Source organism: Desulfovibrio sp. (genome assembly GCF_019424165.1).
Classification (GTDB): domain Bacteria; phylum Desulfobacterota; class Desulfovibrionia; order Desulfovibrionales; family Desulfovibrionaceae; genus Desulfovibrio.
This window is the reverse complement of sequence record NZ_JAHZAA010000001.1, coordinates 20,458-40,857: the sequence shown is the minus strand read 5'-3', so window position 1 is coordinate 40,857 and position 20,400 is coordinate 20,458. Positions and strand designations below refer to the sequence as shown.

Here is a 20,400-nt window from a genome sequence, read left to right as displayed (position 1 = left end):
TTGTCGCGTATGGCGACAAGAATTGTAAAAGGTGATGCCATGACATTGTCCTCTCAACCCCTTTTTTTAAACGTGGAAAGAAGTTACCGCCGTTTACTCAATCATTTGCCGGGGATGGCCTATCGTTGTCGCATTTTGGGCGATACTCGTGATGAAAAGAAAAACCTGATCTACGAGCTGGAATTCGTCAGCCGGGGTTGTTACGACCTTTTGGGCATCACAGCCGGGGACATGCTGATGGGGCATAACAACACCATCGAACGCATGACCCACCCCGAGGACCTTGAGCGGACAAGGAAAACCATACGCGACAGTATTGTCGCGCGGGAATCCTATCAGGTGATGTACCGCCTTTTGCTGCCGTCGGGCCGGATAAAATGGCTCTGGGACCAGGGCGAATGCGTGGATGACGAAGAGGGCTGTCCGCAATATCTGGAAGGCCTGATCATGGACGTGAGCGAGCAGAAGTTTCAGGAGCTGGCCCTTCGTGAAGAAAATCGCGCATTGCGGGAGTCTGTGGTCAATCTGCGCGGTCTTGGCGCAATGGTCGGCCAGAGCGAACCCATGCGCCAGCTCTACAGCCAGATACTGCGGGCTGCGGAAACGGATTCAAACGTCATCATTTACGGTGAAACAGGCTGTGGCAAAGACTTGGTGGCGCGCAGCATTCATGAATACAGCGGGCGCAAGGGCAACTACGTGCCGGTCAACTGCGGGGCCATCCCCGAGCAATTGCTGGAAAGTGAGTTTTTTGGTCACGTAAAGGGGGCTTTTTCCGGTGCGCACGCCAACAAGGACGGCTATATCGGGGCGGCCCACGGCGGCACGCTGTTTCTGGACGAAATAGGGGAGCTGCCCCTGCACCTTCAGGTCAAGCTGCTGCGGGCCATTGAAAACAAGATGTACACCCCTGTGGGCGACAACAAGCCGCGCAAGTCTTCATTCAGGCTTATCGCGGCCACCAACCAGGACCTTGCGCGTATGGTGCGCGAAAAGAAAATGCGCTCGGACTTTTATTACAGGGTGCATGTGCTTTCCATTACCCTGCCGCCGCTGTGTGAGCGGCAAGGCGACATCCCCCTGCTTGTGGATGCCTGGATGGAGCGGCGCAAGGTGTTCATGGTGCTGCCGCAGCATGTGCGCCTTGCCATGGAGCGCTACGACTGGCCCGGCAATGTGCGCGAGCTTTACAACTTTCTGGACAGGTACATGGCCTTTGGCGAAGAAGCCCTGTCTTCGCTGGGCGATCTGCATGCCGATGCGGGGCTGGTGCTTACCGTGGAGGCAGAGGCGGCCACCCTGGATCAGGCCGTCATGCGCCTGGAAGAACGCATGATCCGGCAGGCCCTGGACCAGTGCCGCTGGCAGAAGGGCAGGGCGGCGCAGGCACTGGGGCTTAATCTGCGCACCCTGCAACGTAAAATGAAGCGGCTTGGCATGAGCGAACCAAGAACAGGAACCCTGATGCTCGAGGGCGGGGCGCCACAGAAAAAACAGTAGATTTTTGCGCTTCCGGTTGCCCTGTGTACGGGAATACTGGGCGTGCGAGGCATGAAACGGCGCGGGCGACCGCGCCGCATGTTTTGCGGCGGGTCGCCCGGCGTGGGGTATGGACGCGTCTCCTGGCAAGGGAGATCAGGCGCAGTCGTGCTTGTCCCAGGGTTCGCGGTTGTCGCGCTGGATGACGGATTCCATGCGCAGCAGGGCTTCCTTGAGTTTGCGGATCTCGTCGAGCTTCAGGTTGGGGTTTTTCATGACCTGATACACGATGCCGCCGGTGCATTCCGCCGTGATGGGCAGGTCTGCGATGGTGGCTATGGTAAGGGCAATGTCTTCGGCGTTGACTGCACGGTCCACGGCACCGGCCTTGCCGTTGACCGCCAGGCCGTAAAAGGCCACGGCATCGGTCCCGGCGGCCACCACAAGGGTGCGCCTGTCGGCATATTCAAGGATGGCGGCCAGCTCGGCCTCGCCGCCCTTGAGCAGCAAAAAGGCTTCTTCGTTCTGTTCCGTCAGGGCGCTTGTGTCTACAGTTTTTGCGCCCAGGGCCGCGGCGTGGGCCTCAAGACCGTCTTTGCAGGCCCTGGGCAGCAGGGCGGCCTTTTTGCGCAGTTTGTCGAGCGTTTCCGACGCGGCGTTCAGGCTCAGTTCCGGCGCCAGGAGCAGTATTGCTTTTTTTTCTGCCATGATTTTTTCCTCTACTTCGCGCCCGCCCGTGAGGGCGGGCGCGGCTGATGCGGGGTGCGCCCCGCCGGTTGCAAATACGGGCTGGCTAGTCCACCAGGTCGGGGTTTTCCATGATCTGGTAAATGGGCGCGCCTTCGGCATCTTCAGGAATGGGGTTGCCTGTCACATAGCAGAAGGTGGGCACGATATCGGCCAGCCAGCGCGGGCGCGTGTAGCGATAGCCCTTTTTGATGTTCGGCCCGCGGAACATGAGCAGGTTCTTCAGGCTGCCGCAGCCGGATTCGCCCGTGGGCAGGCCATAGCCGTGCTCGGCCATATATTCGGGCTTGAGCACGTACACCACGTCGCCCGCCTGCGCGCCGCCCATGCCGAACACATGGGCGTCTTCGCGGCGCACGGCCAGCAGTACCGGGCGTTCGCCGGTTTCGGGGTGCTTGTAGTCAAGCAGGGCATCGATGATCTGGTCACGCACCTTTTCATAATCCTCGGCTTCCACAATGCCGCCGGGATATTTGTCCTTCAGGTTGACGTAGACAAACATGTAGCGCTGGGGCACGGCCACGGACTTGCTCACGTCAAGCACGTAGTTGAAGCCTTCGGTTTCTTCGTAGATATCCCAGTAGTTTTCTGATTTTTTCGGCTCGTAGGAGCACAGCCCGGCCTCTTTGAGCGCGTGGGCCGTATTGAGGATGGGTCCCATGGGGGTTGCGCCGTGGTCGGAGCAGACGCACATGAGGGTCTCATCGCCCATAATGTCCATCAGGCGGCCCAGCAGGCGGTCTTCCACTTCGTAGATGTGGCGTTCCATTTTTTCGGCGCGGGTGCGGATGGCTTCGTCCGTGCTGTCCAGATCGCTGAGCCAGCCGTGGTAGAACCAGTCAATGGGGTGGGAGTGCATGTAGAGCAGATCCCAGTCCGGATTGGCCTTGGTGAGTGAACTGATGGTGTTCCAGAGCCACGCGCTGTGAAATTCCACAAGTTCGCACACGGTGTCGGTGTCGATAATGCCGTGCAGGTAGGCCACAAGGCCGATGTCGTTGGCCGTGATGTCTTTGGAAAAATCAATGTGGGCTGCGGCTTCGGCAGGCGACACAAAGCCGCAGCGGCCCGCTATGCCGGACACGTAAAGCTTGAATTCTTCAGCGTCGTCAGACAACTGCATGAGCTTGCAGCGGAACACGCCCTTTTCCGTGCGGCCATCGGCCTTTACGGTAAAGTCGTGCTGCACGGGTTCGCTCCACGCGCCCAGGGTGATGGTGAAAAAGGCCTTGGCATAGTCTTTTTCAGGGCACAGCGCCATGCGGTCATAGCCATCGTCTTCGCTCTGCCAGACAAGACAGTGCCATACCTGATCTTCAATGGGTTCGATGGATTCCTTGAAGGTCATGTTCACGGTCATTTCCAGCGGCTCATCGCCTTCGGGCAGGTTTTTCCAGCCTTTGGCGTCGTCAAAAACGCCCTGGGCGCCCATGGGATAATAGTCGGTGGAGATCACGCTTTCAGAGCAGAGAAATTCCTTGTGCTCGTTGCCGTGCAGGGGCCAGCGCGTTTCCGCGGGGCTGAGGCCCTCGCCCATGATCATGACGCCCTTGTCCATCTTGGAAGGCCAGGACATGGGGTAGTTGATCACAAGACACTTTTTGCCCGCCTTGTCCCAGGCGTCCCAGATGGTCTGGGCGGTCAGGATGTCGGAGCCGAAAGCCTGTGTGGTTTCTTTATAGTCCAGGCTGCGGCCTTCGTGATAGTAGTAATAGTCTTCCACGCCGTGGGTGCGGGGCCACGCGCCGGTGCAGATGGTAGCCCACGAAGGCGGGGTGACCGTGGGCAGGTTGAACCCTTCGGGAATGTAGCTGCCTTCGTTCATGAACTTGCGGAAATTTTCCAGCCCTCCCTGGGCCAGCATATGTTCAAGCCTTTTGGGGATAAGGCAGTCGTAGCCGATAAGGGCGGCGCGTTTGGCTTTGGCGGACATAACTATAAAACCTCCTTGATAATGCATGACGAGCATAAGATTGCCGTGTGATGCCGCCAGATTAATCAATAAGCATGCCAACGCCGATAACACCCCTTTTTACATGGATATATATGTATGATTTTTGGGCATGACATAATGAGCACAAACCTTTTTGGCCTGCGCGGGTGGCCAAAGGCGACCAAAATGGCGTAAAATGTGGAGTGTGTTATTTAATATGCTTGATTTAAAGGATATTTTTAAATGGCATTTTTGTCGCAAAAGGCGACACGTTTGTCGCGCAGAAAGCTCTTTGGGCTTGGCAATATAAAATAATACAAGTATTTCAGCTTGGTGAATTTTGGCACGACTACTGCAGAACAGGTGAAAATCTTTTTCACTATCTGCTCATCGGGAGGCAACATGGCTGAAATCAAGCCCACTGGCGCGTCTGGCGAAAACAACGCCGAGGACCTGCGACCGGACTGGAAAATCTTTGTTCCGGGCCTGCTTATCGTGCTGCTCATCAGTTTGCCCGCAGTCATTGTACCCAAGGCTGCGGAATCGGTGCTTACGGCAATTTACGAGCCTTTTGCGGCCAACTTCGGCACATTGTACCTTTGGATAACCGTTGGTCTGATCTTTCTCTGTTTTTACTTTGCCTTCAGCCGCTGGGGTGACATCAAGTTCGGCGAACCTGACGAAAAGCCCCAGTTTGCCCTGCCGTCCTGGATAGCCATGATTTTCTGTTCCGGCGTGGGCGGCGCCATCATGTTCTGGGCCATTACCGAGCCGCTCTGGAACATACTTATCCCGCCCCAGTATGCCGACCCCATGAGCACCCAGGCCTATGACTGGGCGCTGGCCTACCTGCTGATGCACTGGGGACCCAACGCATGGTGCACCTATCTGATTACGGCGCTGCCCATTGCCTACATGTTCTACATCCGCAAGGAGCCTTTCCTGCGGGTCAGCACGGCCACAGAAATGATTATCGGCCAGCGCATGGCGCGCGGCTGGCTGGGCCTGTGCATTGACGTATTCTTTATTCTGGGCCTCATGTTCTGCACGGCCGTGACCATGTGCCTTTCCCTGCCCACAGTGGCCTATGCGCTGCAAAGCGTGTTCGGCATCAATCCCAACCTGACCACGCAGGTTGTCATTCTGGCCTTCAGCGGTCTGGTGGCGGGCTATACGGTGTACCGTGGGCTGGACAAGGGCATCAAATGGCTGAGCGACGTCAACGTCATTCTGGCCCTGCTGCTGGCGGCCTACTGTTTCTTCGCCGGGCCGACCGTGCAGCTCTTCAACATTTTTACCAATGCCTTCGGCAAATGGCTGGGCAACTATCCCAACATGGTTTTCTGGACAGACCCCTGGGGCGGCGGCAGCTTTCCGCAGGACTGGACCATTTTTTACGCCCTGTTCTGGGCAGGCTTCGGTCCCTTCATGGGCCTGTTCATCGCGCGTATTTCACGCGGGCGTACCGTGCGTGAAATCATTTTGTGGGGCATGACGGGAACGGTCTCCGGCGGCTGTCTGATGCACGGCATTTTTGGTTCCTATTCGCTCTATGTACAGCATGCCGGCATTCTGGACGCCGTAAGCATTCTCAAGGCCGAGGGCGGGGCTGCGGCCATGGTTGCCGTGCTCGGCACATTGCCGTTCAAAGAGGTGGTGCTGGTGGCGTACTGCCTGCTGTCCACCATTTTTCTGGCAACCACTGTCAACTCCGGCTCCTATGTGGTCGCCAGCACGGCCACGCGCCGCCTTAGTCCCGATTCCGAACCGCACCGCCTGCACCGTACCTTCTGGTGCCTTGTGCAATGCATCCTGGCCTTGGGCATGATCTGCATGGGCGGCCTCGGCGTTGCCAAGATGTTCGGCAATTTTTCCGGCGCGCTCATGGCCCTGCCGTCGCTGCTGCTGACCTTCTGCTGGCTCAAGATCATCCGCACTGACGGGCCTTCGGTGCTGCGCAAGTACCAGACAAAGCTCTGAGAACACGGCCGCACCCCGAGCGGCCCAAGGGCGTAGCCCGTGCAAACAGTCCGGAAACCGGTGGCTCTCCTTCCTGCCGGTTTCCGGACTGTCTTTATGGCGCACATGAAAGAAACAATTTATTCAATATGAATATAGTTATATTTTAAACTGTTAAAAGAGATACGCACAGTTTGCGCACTCATTTTTTTATGCCGGAAGCCTACGGTACATCTGCCGCCGACCCCGCGGGCATGCGGCCATCTCCGCTGATGTTGCCCGCGCGGACCGTGTTTTGATGGAAAAGAACATATGTATTTGTAAAAAAGTAAATAATTATAAATTATTATTTATGTTATGCACAAAAACTACAGGGCATTTTGCACAACAACTGACATTGTGAACACACCGGGGCCGGATTTTGTCGGCGCGCACGAAAAAAGGCCCCTGCACCGGCATTTCCGGGGCAGGGGCCTTTTGAATGTTCGTAACTGCGGCTGACGGAGGCGCTATGCCCTGGCCGGAGCTTTTGCCGTGTATTCGCGCAGGGCAAAGGCGAATACCGTGCCGATAAAGGCTACCACGGCCAGGCACTGAAAGGTGCGCGGCAGGCCGTGGTTGTCGGCAATCCAGCCCAGCAGCGGCGCGAATACGCCTCCCAGGCTGGTGGCCAGCCCCAGGGTGACGCCTGAAGCAAAGCCGATATTCCTGGCAAGGTACGTCTGCCCCAGAACCACCAGAGAGCTGAAAGGCGCATACAGCACAAAGCCCAGCAGAGGCAGCAGGGCGTAGGCGGCATAGAGATTGGGCAGCAGCCCGAAAGCCAGCACCGCGGGCGTCATCAGGGCAAAGCCCAGGCGCACGATGGCCCTGAAGCCGTGCCTGTCAGCCAGTACGCCGCCCAGTATGTTGCTGGCGACGCCGAAGGTGCAGAAAATGGTCAGGGCAATGGCTCCGGCGGTTTTGCTCTGCCCAAAGCCGTTTACCCAGTACAGCGGGATAAAGGTGTTGAACCCCACAAAAAGAACGGAGCGCGCAATGATGGCCCCGGTAAGCTTTGAAAATTCATGCCAGTTGTTTTGCGGGGCTTCTTCGGCCCTGGCGTCTGCCGCCGGTGTGCCGTCGGGGCTGGCCTGGCCGTCTTTGCCCTGTGCTCCGGCCTGGGGCGCTCCGTAGGCGGCTTCGGCGGTTCTTTGGGCTGCGGCCGCGGCTTCAGGAGCAACCATGCGCATAATGAGCAGCAGCAGGATGGAGGACATGACCGTAGCCAGCAGGCCGAAAATAAAGGTCCCGGGCATGCCCAGCCAGCTCAGGAAAAAGGTGGCCAGCAGCGGCCCGATAACAAAGCCCGCATTGCCGCCGATGGAAAATATGCTCATGCCGGTGCCTTTGCTTTTTCCGGACACCTTGTTGGCAAAGCGCGCCCCCTCGGGGTGAAAAAGGGCTGCGCCCACGCCGCTCAGGCCGATGGCCGCAAAAATGGCCCAGTAGCTGGACATGAAGCCCACAGCCGCCAGGCCCATGCCTGCCAGAAACACGCCGAGGGGGATGAGCCAGGGCTTGGAGAGCCTGTCTGCCATAAGTCCGAAAAGCGGCTGTATGATGGAAGACAGGCAGGAATAGGCGAACATGAGGCCGCCCGTGGCCTGGTAGGTCAACCCGTAGTGGGTGCGCAGAAAAGGCAGAATGGCGGGTAATGCCCCGCCATTGACGTCGCACGATAAGTGGCCGAGCGATACAAGGGATATTTTTTTCTTGTCCATGCGCGCACGCTACACCAAGGAAATGACAAAACCAAGTGTCCCGTAAAAGCCCGTCTGCCAGTGCGTGGCGGCGGCCGGGCCGCGTTGACGCAACGTCCCGCCTTGCATAAACATATGCGGGAGAAACGGACGTTTTTTTCCGGCAGGCCGCACGCGGCACTTGTCTGCCGGGGTGAGGATGATCATGAACACAATGCCCGACGGCATAACACTGATGCGCGGTAACAGTCCCCGGCATTATGCGGCCTGCGCGGATCTCTGGCTTGAAGCGTCGCTGCTGGCCCACGATTTTGTGGACCCGGCCCTGTGGCAGCGGCAACGTGACGCCATGCAGCAGCACTATCTGCCGGCATCGGACCTGGTCATGCTGGAAAGACAGGGCGAGCCGGTTGCTTTTTCCGCCCTTTGCCGTCCTGACGGCGTGGATTTTATCGCCGCGCTTTTTGTTCGCCCTTCGTGCTGGCGCATGGGGCTGGGCGCGATCTTGCTGCGGCATGTCATGGTCGGGCGCGACAGCCTGTGCCTTGATGTGTATCGTGCCAACAGCGGTGCCAGAGCTTTTTATGAGCGCATGGGCTTCAGGCCGGCGGGTGAAAGTGTGTGCGGGCATACGGGCCAGCCTGTGGTGGAAATGTTGTGGCGCGCGTCCGTACCCCCCACACCGCCGCCCGGTGCGGGCAACGACTGAAGCGCCTGGCCGTCGGACCGGCGGCCGTTTTGAGCAATACGTTTTTCCGGCAGCTGTGCGCGGCCTGCGGTTCGCCGCGTTCCAGCGCCGCGCAGACGTGACGGGCATCTTCTGGCCGGACATGCGTCAACCTGAAACGACAAGTCCACGCGGCTGCTCCCCGGCAACAGGGCGGTACTGCGCGGCGGGAGCCTTCATGAGCTGTTCTTTCCATTCCGCTGATGCTCCGTGCGGCGCGCCGCTGCCTCAGGTAGCCCTGCTGGGGACGGGCGGAACCATTGCCGGGGTGGCCGACACCCCGCTGGAGCAGATAAGCTATCAGGCGGGCGTGCTTTCTGTGGAATGCATGCTGGAAAGCCTGCCGGGCATTGACGGTGTAGCCCGTATCGCCAGTCGCCAGTGCGGCAATCTGCCCAGCGAGGATATGCGCCCCTGCCATTGGGCCAAACTCGGGCGCGACTGCGGCGAGGCCCTGGATGACGCTTCCATGTGCGGGGTGGTGCTGACCCACGGCACAGATACGCTTGAAGAGTCGGCTTTTTACCTGCATCTGACCATGAACAGCCCCAAGCCTGTGGTGCTTACGGGGGCCATGCGCCCGGCCACATCCCTGAGTGCGGACGGCCCCATCAATATCCGCGATGCCGTGGCCGTGGCGGCCAGCCCTGGCGCACGCGGGCGCGGCGCTCTCATTGTGATGAACGGGCGTATTCTTTCGGCGCGCACGGCGGTAAAGGCCGGAACGCTTGATGTGGAGGCGTTTCGCGCTCTGGAATCGGGCCTGCTTGGCCGGGTTATCAACGGCCGCCCTGTTTTTTATCACAAGGGGGAGGATGGCCCGCCCCTGGCCGGAACCTATGCGGCCCATGCGGGGCAAGACCACCTGCCGCGCGTGGACGTTCTTTACGCCTGTGCCGGAATGCCTCTGGACGCGACGCTCTTTTCTCTGGAGCGCTCGGCCGGGCTTGTGGTGGCGGGTATGGGCAATGGATCCATGCCTTCAGATGTGCGCAAGGCTCTTGCCGGGGCCGTTGCTGCGGGCAAGCCCGTGGTGCGGGCCAGCCGCACGGGCGGCGGCCCCGTGACGGACCTGGACGGATACGCGCCCTTTATAGCCTCGGGCATGCTTTCCGCGCCCAAGGCGCGGGTGCTGCTCATGCTGGCGCTGGCCGAAGCCGCCCGGCAGGGAGCAGACCGCCCGCAGGCCCTGGTTGCAGACGTGCGCCGCGCTTTTGCATGTTGCCACGAAGTATGGCACACGCGATCTGACGGTTTCCCCTCTGCTCACGACGGGCATCCCGCGCCGTAGGGCCATTTGACTTGCCTGACGGATTGAAAAGACGCACAATCGCCCTGCGCTGTCGCATTGTGCAACCCCGGGCAGTAACCTTGCGGATGCAGAAATTAAGGTTTCATGCGCGCATTACGACGCAGAACAGGGCAAAACGCAGCACAGCGGTTTGCATCCGTAGCCATTCGGCGACGCCTGAAACTGCGTTGGGCCTTCGTGGCGGGCGTCTGCTCTTGCAGCCGCCAGAGCCGTTCCAGGTGAAATGTTACAGCCCTGTTGTTGCAGGGCGCAGCCGTTTTGTGCCGGGTTTCAGAAAATACATGGGGCTTGCCGTCAGGCATTGCAGATGAACCTGCCTCAAGGTCAAAGGAGCCGCAGAAGCATGTCATACCGCTTCATTCCACAGCTTGCGGATGAGGAAATCCGCATCCAGCAGGAGGAAGGCCTGCGCCGGACAGTGCGCCGCGCCTGGAACTCGCCCCAATACAGCCGCAAGCTGCGGGCCTGTGGGCTTGAGCCTGACGACGCCATTGGCCTGGACGATCTTTCGCGCCTGCCCACTGTGGATGTGGATGACCTGCGTGAGGGCTATCCCCTGCCCCTGCTGTGCGTGCCGCCTGCCGCGGTGGTGCGCGTTCATGCCTCCAGCGGTACGACGGGCAAGCGCAAGATTCTGGCCTATACCGCGGCGGACGTGGAAACATTCAACCTGCAGATGGCCCGCTGTTACGAGCTGGCTGGCCTGACAGCCGAAGACCGCATGCAGATAGCCGTAGGCTACGGCCTGTGGACAGCCGGAGTGGGCTTTCAGGGTGGCAGCGAAAAACTCGGCATGCTTACCGTGCCTGTGGGGCCGGGCAACCTTGAGATGCACTTGCAGCTTTTGCAGGACCTCGAATCCACCTGTTTCGGCGCCACTGCCTCCATGGCTCTGCTGCTGGCCGAAGAAGTGGAGCGGGCAAACCTTGGGGGGCGGCTCAGGCTGCGCAAGATGATCTGCGGGTCTGAAGCGCGCAGTGAGAAAATGCGCCAGACCATCGAAAGCAAGCTGGGGCTTGAAGGCTGCCATGATATCGCGGGCATGACCGAAATGTACGGTCCCGGTACGGCCATAGACTGTGACGCCCACGACGGTCTGCACTATTGGGCGGATCTTTTCATCATCGAGGTGCTTGATCCCGTCACCCTGCAACCCGTACCCGAGGGCGAGGTGGGCGAAATGGTGGTGACCAGTCTGCGCAAGGAGGCTGTCCCTCTGCTGCGTTACCGCACCCACGATCTGTGCCGCCTGTTGCCGGGGCGTTGCGCCTGCGGCCTGAATATGCCGCGGCATGACCGCATTCTGGGCCGTTCAGACGATATGCTGATCTACCGGGGCGTCAATATTTACCCCGGCCAGTTCATGGCCGTAATCGGGGAATTTGCCGAGCTGGGCGGCGAATATCAGGTGGAACTCAGCCGCGACGAGCGCGGCCTCGACCATCTGGCTCTTACAGTGGAGCGCGCCCAGAATGCCTGCGGGGGTAACGATCCTGCCCTGGCCTCTGCGCTTGAAAAGCGCCTGCACAAGGCCATCATGGCGCGTATGGATGTCAGCATTGTGGATTATGCCGCCTTGCCGCGCACGTTCAGCAAGTCTCGCCGGGTGGTGGACAAGCGCTGAGCCGCCCGGGGTGTCTGCCGGATGGGCGCCCGGCGCTCGTATAATGCTCCCACGCAAGGTCTGTTTTTGGTATGACCGATAAAAATTATTGGAAATATGTATAACCATGTGAACTATATGTACCAATTGTGGGTAGATGGTTAATATTTCTAATGGGTTGACAAGTACGTTATTAGGGTTAATAGTAACTGTGTGGGATAAACCCACGCGACTTGCTTCTGAAGCCGCCTTTTTTCCCCTCTGACCAGCTATTGGTCACGGCAATGTCTTCAGGGATATTGCTCGATCAGATTCTTCTTCTGACCATCCATTATCATCTTGCGATCTGCCTGTGCATTTTTTTGCCGCCGCTCTGTGAAGAACGTGCGGCGGGTATTTCTGCCTCCAGGGCGCACAGGCATCCTCGCCTCCCCGACATATTTCTTAGCGACATGACGGAGAACCACATGGCAAACCTGATTCTTTCCCGCCCGGCAAGCGGACAGCATAATGTTTTTCACAGTACGTCCAATGAAACGGTTGTTCTGAATTTTCCGGCTGGAGAAGCCACTCTTGCCCGTGAAGGCGAGGCGCTGACCTTTACGTTTGACGATGGCGGCACGCTGGCCCTTGAGGGATTTTATACCACCTATTCCAGCTCAAACGTGCCCGAATTTCTGGTGGATGGGCAGACGCTTTCCGGCAAGGAATTTTTTGCGGCACTGGGGCATGATGACCTGATGCCCGCCGCTGGTCCCGCCGGGGTTGAGCGTGGAGCACGCTACAATGAATTTGCAGAATCCAGCCTTGCCGAAGGCGTGGATCACCTTGATGGCCTGGACTGGCAGATGCAGCCGCTGTTTGCGTCCGAAACAGAGTTTCCCGCCGATGGTCTTCTGACTGCCTCCGGTGGCGGTGACACGCTTGGCCCTGTTCCTGGTCCCGGCCCCGGTCCCGACCCCGATGGAAGCTCCTACCACACGCGCCTTGTCATGAGCCACGGCAGCGGGCAGTCCCTGTCTTTTCAGGCTGTGGATGAAAACGGCCATCTGGTTACGGATGCGTCCAAGCTCAGTTTTGCCTTTGCCGGCGGCGTGTCGCAATACTTCAATCCTCCTTCCGTTGACCCGGCCACGGGCCTTGTTACCGTTACGCTTACCGAGGCGGGCAAGGCGGCGCTGGCAGCAGGGGGCAAGTTTGCCTCCACGCTTGAGGTGAGCATCGGCGGCAAGACCTACACTATGGATCTGCTGGGCAGCGGTGGAACTTCCACCTATGACTACACGCAGCGTGAAGCCGAGGCGGGCATGGACGGCCCCCTGAAGGGCGAATGGTATGTTTCACACGGCAAGATTGTCAGTGGAGAAACGATCACGCTGGGCGGTGACAGCATCAACAACATCCTTGTGGTCAATGCCAGAGATTCCGGCAATGCCTACGCCACGCACAATACCGAGATGACGTTTGCCCACGATACAGCGGGCAGGGTCGATATTGCCGCCAAGGCGGAAGGCGGCGGCGCTTACGGCAACTATATCCAGGGTTATAGCGGCAACGCCGCCGGACTCATCGATGCAGGCACAAAGGCCGACGTACACATCAGCGCCTCTTCCGGTACGGGAACAGCCATGGCCATGGCCACCTCAAGCGAGAAGGCTGCTGACGGCAGCATGTATGAAACTTCCGGCGTTGTGCGTGGGCGTGATATCAGCTTCAGCGCCAATGCCACAGAAAAAATGGCTGCGGGCATATGGGGTTCCGGCAAGACCACAGTGAATGTGGAAGCCCAGGGTGATGTGAATTTTTCCAGCGTTACCAAGGGCGGCACCGTGGACAACATGTCCACAGGAGTTTACACGCGGGACCAGGCCACTGTGAACATCAGTGGGCAGAACGTCAGCAGCGAAGCCAAGGCCCTTGCGGGCGGCGGCGCTGACGGCACGGTAACAAGCAGCGGCTTCCGCACCTCCGCGGGTACCAGCCTGAACATCACCACGGCTGAAAACGGCACGTTCAACGCTTCTTCATACCAGGAGACATCACCGTATGACAGCCCCTATTCCGGCGTTTCCTGGACAGGCGGGCGCGCTGCGGGCTTTACCTCCATGGGGCTTACGGCATCCGGCAATGCTGGTCAGGACGGGGGGGGCAGCAAGTCCTATATCAACGTCAAGACCGGTGATGTGAACATCAGCGCCACGGTAGACGCCTCTTCCGGCAAGGGAACTGCTGCGGGCATCTATGCGGGCTATGGCGGCAACGTCAACATCAATACCTCGGATAACGGCAACGAGCTGAATATCAGCGGCCACGCGCCCAGTTGGGGTGTGGGTATCACCTCCACCAACCACGGCATAACCCGCATCAATGCCGGCGATGGCGATGATGTCATCAATATCAACGCTTCCGCGCACAACGGGGCGGCGGCCATCGGCCTTGCCACACAGGCTGGCGGCATGACGGTCATTGATGGCGGCGGCGGTAACGATACGGTGAACATAGACGCCACCTTTACCGGCACGAAAACGCTTTCGACCGACTATATGGATGTCATGGGCGGGGCGTTCGGCATGAATGCGGCCTGGGGAACAGCCATCAACAAGATCACCAATGTCAATAATGTAAACATCACTGCCGACGCCAGCGGGAGCGACAACGGCTGGGCCTACGGCATGTTCACCCGTGACGGATGGGGAACCTCGACCCAGAATATTATTGAAAACTCGGACAGCCCCATTACGGTTGTCATCACGGCCAAGGCCGGAACCGCCGGCGAGGCATTCGCCATGTACAGCAACGCGGGCGGGCTGAACCTTATCCAGGGTGGCAGCAAGGCCGGCGATGAACACGGCGACAACATCACGCTTACGGGCAACGTGGTCGGCCATGCCAACGTTATCAATACCGGAAGCGGCAACGACCATATCGAAATCAACGGTGAGCTGCGCGGTGCGGACAATACGTTCAATATGGGGGACGGCAATGACGCCTTCACGATCAACGGCAATATTACCGGCGGCGCAAACAAGATACTGATGGGCGATGGCGACGACCGGGTGGTCATCAACGGCAACATCACGGGCGGCAACACCACCATCAATCTGGGAACCGGCAACGACACCGTAGTGCTGGACGGCCTCGTCAAGGGCGGTCTTTCCATCATCAGCGGCGAAGGCCATGACCTGCTGGTGCTCAAGGCCGACTCCTTTGACGACTTTATGTACAAGTACGATGCTTGGTTGCAGGGAAATATCGACACTATCCAGGTGGAAGAAATCCATGTGAGCGTCAATGGCCTGGGCGATGCCGACCGGGCCAGCCTGGAAGACTATTTTAACAGTGATCACTTCAGCGGTTACCAGGTCGGCTTTGTTGACGGTGCCGCGGCTGCCGCCGCATACGTGGCTGACGACATGCCCGATGCGTACCGCGAGGCCGGGCTTACAGGCAATGAACATGATTCTGGTGGCGGAGGATCCGGCCAGACAGAGCAAAGCTATGAAAGCGTACATACCGACAGCGTGAGCGATGACACCAGTACGCTTGTGGCCCAGCAGCAGATAACGTCTGAATTTGGCGGATAATCCGTAAAAATATAAACATGCAGGCGCGGGGCTGCCGTTTCCTGAAGGAGCGGCGGCCCTGCGTTTTTTTGCGCGACATCCCCTGCCTGTGTCGCATGGCGGCGGCCGATATACCGAAGAAGCGATAAAACCTTGCTCGTGGCAGGCGGCCATGCGATTATGGGGTGACATTGCATGCACGCGGTACGTTCAGCACGGGAGGTTTCATGTCCGCAGGCAAGATGCTGGCCCCGGGCCTGGCCTGGGCGGGATATCTCTGTCTTGCCGGGGGCGCTTTTGCCCTGTGGCTGCCCATACTGGGGGTGTTGCCTTTGCCCGTGCTCGTGCTGGCCCCTGTGCTGCGCCGTGTGGCCGGGGCGCAGGGCGACAGGGTGCTGCTCGGGCATGCGCGGTGGCAGATGAACACATTCTGGCTGCTGCTCATGCTGCTTGTGACCCTTGTGCTGCTGTTCGGGGCAGTCGGTGTACTGTTCAGCGATGGAAAAGCGCTGGACGCCGTGGAATCCATTGGCAGTGCCTACAGTGCGGGCAATATTGGCCTGGGTGCTGTTCTGGAGCGTTTCTGGGCTATTTCCGACATCAGGTATTTCACCTGGGGCGGGCTGCTGTGGATGGGGCTGGCGCTTGTATGGCCTCTCAAGCGCGTTTTGCAGGGCGTGTGGGGCATGGCGGTCGGGATGGCCCCGGCGCGGTTTGGCATGCGGGGCAAGGTCGCTGTTTTTGTTGCGGCCCTGATTCTTCAGGCAGGGGTGCTTGTTGCAATGCTGGGTTTGCCGCGGATTGCCCTGTGGGGCGGCTGGCAGTAGGCTGCGGCAAAAAGGTGGCATCAGCGTGCCGCGTGGTGGCTGCGCGCCTGAAAAAATGCCTGCTCGTGGCGGCATGACTCTGCTTTTCTGAAGGTTCCGGCTCCGGCCGGATTTTTCATGAATATAGACCGGCATTGAAAGCCGATGGTTTCAACGCCGCTATGCGTCGTTCACTGTGGTGCTTTCAGAACAGACCGCATGACAGCGTGACGCTTCAAACTCTTCAGGCAACGGCAGCGTGGCGCTCCGGTGTTCAACAGCGCAACTGCATTCGTTTGCGCCTCCACGGCGGGCGTCTGCCGGCGCAGCCGCCAGAGCATTTTCAAAGTGAAAAAGCTTTAATCAGCCTTTTTCTGGCCTGAGCCCGTATCGCGGCCGGCGTCTTCCTTGATCTGGCGCATGTAGTTGTACACGGTGTAGATGGACACGCGCATGGCTTTTGCCAGATACTGCACCATGCCCTTGATGAGAAAGGCCCCTTCTTCGTCCATAATACGTACAAAATGCAGTTTTTCTTCACGCGTCATGGTGGCGGGGTGTTTGCCCGCCCGGCGGATGGCCGTTTCAATGATGGCATCGCTGGTTTCGCCAAGACAGGAGGGAAATGCCTCGCTCATCTCCTTGCCAGGGGCGCTTTCAAAACGCAGCAGGGCATGCAGAACCCCCTGAAAGCGCTCCAGGTCTGTCAGGTCAAAATGCATGCAGACCGCCCCGATGACCTGATTTTCGCTGTTGCGTAAAAAACTGATGGAGGACTTGAGCGTCCGCCCCGAGGGGGTTGCGGCGGAATAGGCAATGATGTCCTGCACATTGTCGCCGCCCTGCCGCCAGGCCTTGGTGACCATGTTGGTGGCCGGAGCGCCCACGTTGCGCCCGGTAAGAGCGCCCTCAATGTGGATGATGGAGTGCTCAAGGTCGCTGAAGTCGTGCACGGCCACTTCGCAAAAGGGGCCAAGGGTGCGGGCCACCATTGCCGCCATGCGTTTGGCGTTGGCGAATATGGCCTGGGCTTCGGCCTTATGGCAGGCGGCTTTTTCCGTATCCTGCGGGTAGGCGCGCCCGCTTCTGGCCGTGCGGCGGGGCTGTGCGGCGGCGCGCGGCGGGGATATCTTGCGATTTTGCTTGGGCATGCGGGCCTCCCCCGGCAGACTGGGAACCGGGCTGTGTGGCAAAAGGCCGCCCGGCGTGTTCATAATGAAATTTTAAGGCATGGTACACAAAAAAACAGATATTGTGTACCCCAAGATCCCACAATCGGGCAGTAAGCGTTGCCGGCGGCAGCCGGGCGTATCTGTTTTGCGGGCGCGTCTGCCATGGCAGGCCCGGTCGTCCGGTCTGATGCGGAAAGCACAAAAAGGTGCGCGGGCCGGGGTATGGCCCGGCCCGCGCACCTGACATTGCTGTATAACGCACCCGTGCGGGCGCGTGCAGCTAACAGGCGTTTGTGCCGCGCCTGTTACGGCTTTCTGGGTTCCTTGGTCAGGTCGTCGGTGCTTTCCTTGGCATGGCGCACAAAAATGGCAGCCGTGCCGGGCATTTCACCCAGGCCTTTGAGGTGAGCGTCAACCTTTATGCCCGCTTTTTTGAGCTGGCTGGCCCACGAGTCTTCCTCGTCGCCGGCAAGGTCGTTGCGGGCATGGTCTCCGGCAACCACCATCAGCGGAGCCAGCACCACCTGCTTGACCTTGGCGGCCTTGAGTTCCGTGAGCAGGTCTTCAAAAGTGCGCGCGCCTTCTACTGTAGCCATGTGGACGTTTTTGTCCGCAGCCTTGAACACGGCCCACACGCCTTCAAAGGCAAGGTCGGCGCGGCCGTGGCTCTGGCCGTGGCCCATAATCACAAGGGCAGCGTTTTTGCCGCGGGCCTTTTTGGTGTCAGCCAGAAGGAGCGTCGCCAGCTCCTGCGCGTCGACCTTGGATTCCAGCAGGGGGCGGCCCAGGAAAACCGCGTCAAAACGGCCCGGATGTTTGCTCACGTCAAGCAGCACGGCCCGTTCAAGGGCTGAAAATTCTTCGCCGCCAAGCACATGCAGCGACTGCACACGCACAATCTTTACGCCGTCTTTGGCAAGCTGGGCCATGCCGTCGCTGATGCCGCCCACGGGCTGGCCCTGTTCGGCCAGTTTTTTACGAATGATCTGCGATGTATAGGCCCACACCACGGGCGAACCGGGAAAGGCCTTTTTAAATTCCGCATCTACAGCTTTGAAGGCGGGCATGCCTTCGGGAACGCTGGTGCCGAAGGCCACCAGCAGCACGCCTTCCTTGGGGGCATCGGCGGCATGGCTTGTGCCGTGCAGGCAAAGGCCCGCGAGCAGCAGCAGAACGAAAAGCAGCGGGCGAAGCCCGGCATGTGAAAGGATACGCGGCATGGCAACCTCCTCAATTTCGCGTTGAAAGGTTCGCAAAGGGCACCGGCCCCGGCGGATGTTCGGACTTGAGGGCTGTGGGGCCATGTGGCCCGCGCCTTGGCTTCGCCTTCACCGCATGTGCGACTGGCTGTCACATGCCGCTCTTCGGAGCAGCATGAAGAAGCGTTGTCCCCTCTTACCGCAGCGCGACTGTTTTCGATTTGCACGAAATTCCCCGCCAAAACGACAGAGGACAACAGGGCGCGGTAAATGTCAAGGCAGGCGATGGCTTGCGCCAGCCGGGGAAATACAGGGACTTCGGAACCGATTTTCGGCTCCGCAGGCCATTTTTGGCGGATTTTTCCTTGTTCTTTCGGCAGAATTCTGGTACTTATGCGGCCTCCCTTGTATTAGGGAAATCATGTTTGGAGGCTGGACATATGGCAGGTTTGGAAACCGGGCACGAAACCGAAATGAATTTCGAGAGTGCCCTCGAAAACTACCTCACTTCCGATTTTGGCGACCTTGAAGAAGGCTCTATCACCAAGGGTGAGATCGTTCGTGTGGATGACGACAATGTGCTGGTGGACGTGAACTTCAAGTCCGAGGGGCAGATCCCCACGGCCGAATTTCGCGATGCCGCCGGAAACATCGGCGTTGCCGTGGGCGACAAGGTGGACGTGTACGTTGTTCGCAAGAACGAAAACGACGGAACCATCACCCTTTCTTTTGAAAAGGCCAAACGCATGCAGGTTTTCGACCAGCTCGAAGACGTGCAGGAAAACAACAGGGTCATCACGGGCCACATCGTGCGTCGCATCAAGGGCGGCTACACTGTGGATATCGGCGGAGTAGAGGCCTTTTTGCCCGGTTCCCATGTGGACCTGCGCCCCGTGCCGGACATGGACGCCCTGGTCAACCAGGAGTTCGAGTTCCGCGTGCTCAAAATCAACCGCCGCCGCAGCAACGTTATCGTTTCTCGCCGCGTGCTGCTTGAAGAAGAGCGCGATTCCAAGCGTCAGGATCTGCTGCGCACCCTTGAAGAGGGCCAGACTGTGGAAGGCAAGGCCAAAAACATCACCGAATACGGCGTGTTTGTTGACCTTGGCGGCCTTGACGGGCTGCTGCACATCACCGACATGAGCTGGAAGCGCATCCGCCATCCCAAGGAAATGATCACCATCGGCCAGGAACTGACCCTCAAGGTTCTTTCCTTTGACCGTGACAACAACAAGGTTTCCCTGGGCCTCAAGCAGCTTGTGCCCGATCCGTGGCAGGACATTTCCGCCCGCTTCCCCGAAGGGGCAAAGTGCTCCGGCAAGGTCACCAACCTGGTTGACTACGGCGCCTTTGTGGAACTGGAGCCCGGCGTTGAAGGCCTTGTGCACATCTCTGAAATGTCGTGGACGCGCAAACTGCGTCATCCTTCCCAGATGGTTCACACCGGCGACGAAGTCGAAGTGGTCATCCTGGGCGTGGACGGCGAAAAGAAGCGCATCAGCCTCGGCATGAAGCAGGTTCGTCCCAACCCCTGGGAACTGGTTGCCGAAAAGTATCCTGAAGGCACCATTCTTGAGGGCGTTATCAAGAACATCACCGAATTCGGCATGTTCATTGGTATCGAAGACGGCATTGACGGCCTCATCCACGTGTCTGACATCTCCTGGACCAAGAAGGTGCGCCACCCCAACGAAATGTACAAGGTGGGCGATACCGTGCAGGCCAAGGTGCTGACCGTTGACCAGGAAAACGAAAAGTTTACCCTGGGCGTCAAGCAGCTGGTGGACGATCCGTGGGGCCATGTGCCCAGCACCTACCCCGTGGGTTGCACCGTCAAGGGCATCGTGACCAATATCACTGACTTCGGCCTCTTTGTTGAAGTGGAAGAAGGCATTGAAGGGCTGGTGCACGTTTCCGAACTGTCCAGCAAAAAGGTCAAGACCCCGGCTGAAATCTACAAGGAAGGCCAGGAAATTCAGGCCAAGGTCATCCATGTCAGCGCTGAAGAGCGCCGCCTTGGTCTGTCCATCAAGCAGATTCAGGAAGTGGAAGAACGCCGCAAGCCCAAGGAATTCCATTCCGGGCCGCAGGAATCCGGCCAGAGCCTGGGCGACCTGCTCAAGCAGAAGTTTGAAGAAAGCGAAAACAGCTAAACGCT

Annotated in this window: 13 protein-coding genes and 1 riboswitch; of the genes, 8 read left to right on the top strand and 5 right to left on the bottom strand. The window is 59.0% G+C overall.

What is annotated here, in order from left to right; translation table 11 throughout:
* The first annotated feature begins 39 nt into the window (after window positions 1-39).
* Window positions 40-1,500, top strand: coding sequence for a sigma 54-interacting transcriptional regulator (locus tag QZ377_RS00140; protein ID WP_291438436.1), 1,461 nt, complete (start codon window positions 40-42; stop codon window positions 1,498-1,500).
* Between the two features lie 135 nt (window positions 1,501-1,635).
* Here QZ377_RS00140 and QZ377_RS00135 read toward each other — a convergent pair whose 3' ends face one another.
* The gene (locus QZ377_RS00135; RefSeq protein ID WP_291438434.1) at window positions 1,636-2,187 is read right to left on the bottom strand and encodes a hypothetical protein; all 552 of its coding nucleotides are present in this window, start codon (window positions 2,185-2,187) and stop codon (window positions 1,636-1,638) included.
* A gap of 85 nt (window positions 2,188-2,272) precedes the next feature.
* Window positions 2,273-4,159, bottom strand: coding sequence for an alkaline phosphatase family protein (locus tag QZ377_RS00130; protein ID WP_291438432.1), 1,887 nt, complete (start codon window positions 4,157-4,159; stop codon window positions 2,273-2,275).
* 402 nt (window positions 4,160-4,561) lie between these two features.
* On the opposite strand from QZ377_RS00130, the gene QZ377_RS00125 reads away from it, so the two are divergent.
* Window positions 4,562-6,139 (top strand): BCCT family transporter, encoded by a 1,578-nt coding sequence (locus tag QZ377_RS00125; RefSeq protein WP_291438430.1) that lies wholly within the window; start codon window positions 4,562-4,564, stop codon window positions 6,137-6,139.
* 488 nt (window positions 6,140-6,627) lie between these two features.
* Here QZ377_RS00125 and QZ377_RS00120 read toward each other — a convergent pair whose 3' ends face one another.
* Window positions 6,628-7,881: an MFS transporter gene (locus QZ377_RS00120; protein WP_291438429.1), complete on the bottom strand. Its 1,254-nt coding sequence runs from the start codon at window positions 7,879-7,881 to the stop codon at window positions 6,628-6,630.
* A gap of 184 nt (window positions 7,882-8,065) precedes the next feature.
* Between QZ377_RS00120 and QZ377_RS00115 the strand changes: the two genes are divergently transcribed.
* From QZ377_RS00115 to QZ377_RS00095, 5 genes are all read left to right on the top strand, one after another.
* Window positions 8,066-8,569, top strand: a complete 504-nt coding sequence (locus tag QZ377_RS00115) for a GNAT family N-acetyltransferase (protein ID WP_291438427.1) — start codon at window positions 8,066-8,068, stop codon at window positions 8,567-8,569.
* Window positions 8,570-8,765: 196 nt separating this feature from the next.
* On the top strand, window positions 8,766-9,878 hold the full coding sequence (locus QZ377_RS00110; RefSeq protein ID WP_291438425.1) for an asparaginase: 1,113 nt from the start codon (window positions 8,766-8,768) through the stop codon (window positions 9,876-9,878).
* 364 nt (window positions 9,879-10,242) lie between these two features.
* Entirely contained in the window at window positions 10,243-11,523 is a 1,281-nt protein-coding gene (locus tag QZ377_RS00105) for a phenylacetate--CoA ligase (RefSeq protein ID WP_291438423.1), read from the top strand.
* 446 nt (window positions 11,524-11,969) lie between these two features.
* Complete coding sequence (locus tag QZ377_RS00100) at window positions 11,970-15,086, top strand: hypothetical protein (RefSeq protein WP_291438421.1); 3,117 nt, start codon at window positions 11,970-11,972, stop codon at window positions 15,084-15,086.
* A gap of 206 nt (window positions 15,087-15,292) precedes the next feature.
* Entirely contained in the window at window positions 15,293-15,892 is a 600-nt protein-coding gene (locus tag QZ377_RS00095) for a hypothetical protein (protein WP_291438419.1), read from the top strand.
* Between the two features lie 338 nt (window positions 15,893-16,230).
* Here QZ377_RS00095 and QZ377_RS00090 read toward each other — a convergent pair whose 3' ends face one another.
* Window positions 16,231-17,022, bottom strand: coding sequence for a helix-turn-helix transcriptional regulator (locus QZ377_RS00090; RefSeq protein WP_291438417.1), 792 nt, complete (start codon window positions 17,020-17,022; stop codon window positions 16,231-16,233).
* A 326-nt stretch (window positions 17,023-17,348) separates the two neighbouring features.
* Window positions 17,349-18,263 carry a sirohydrochlorin cobaltochelatase gene (locus QZ377_RS00085; RefSeq protein ID WP_291438415.1) on the bottom strand — a complete coding sequence of 305 codons (915 nt, stop codon included), beginning with the start codon at window positions 18,261-18,263 and terminating at the stop codon, window positions 17,349-17,351.
* A 32-nt stretch (window positions 18,264-18,295) separates the two neighbouring features.
* Window positions 18,296-18,519: riboswitch (cobalamin riboswitch) on the bottom strand.
* A gap of 163 nt (window positions 18,520-18,682) precedes the next feature.
* Between QZ377_RS00085 and QZ377_RS00080 the strand changes: the two genes are divergently transcribed.
* Window positions 18,683-20,395, top strand: a complete 1,713-nt coding sequence (locus QZ377_RS00080) for a 30S ribosomal protein S1 (RefSeq protein WP_291438413.1) — start codon at window positions 18,683-18,685, stop codon at window positions 20,393-20,395.
* Window positions 20,396-20,400: the final 5 nt, after the last annotated feature.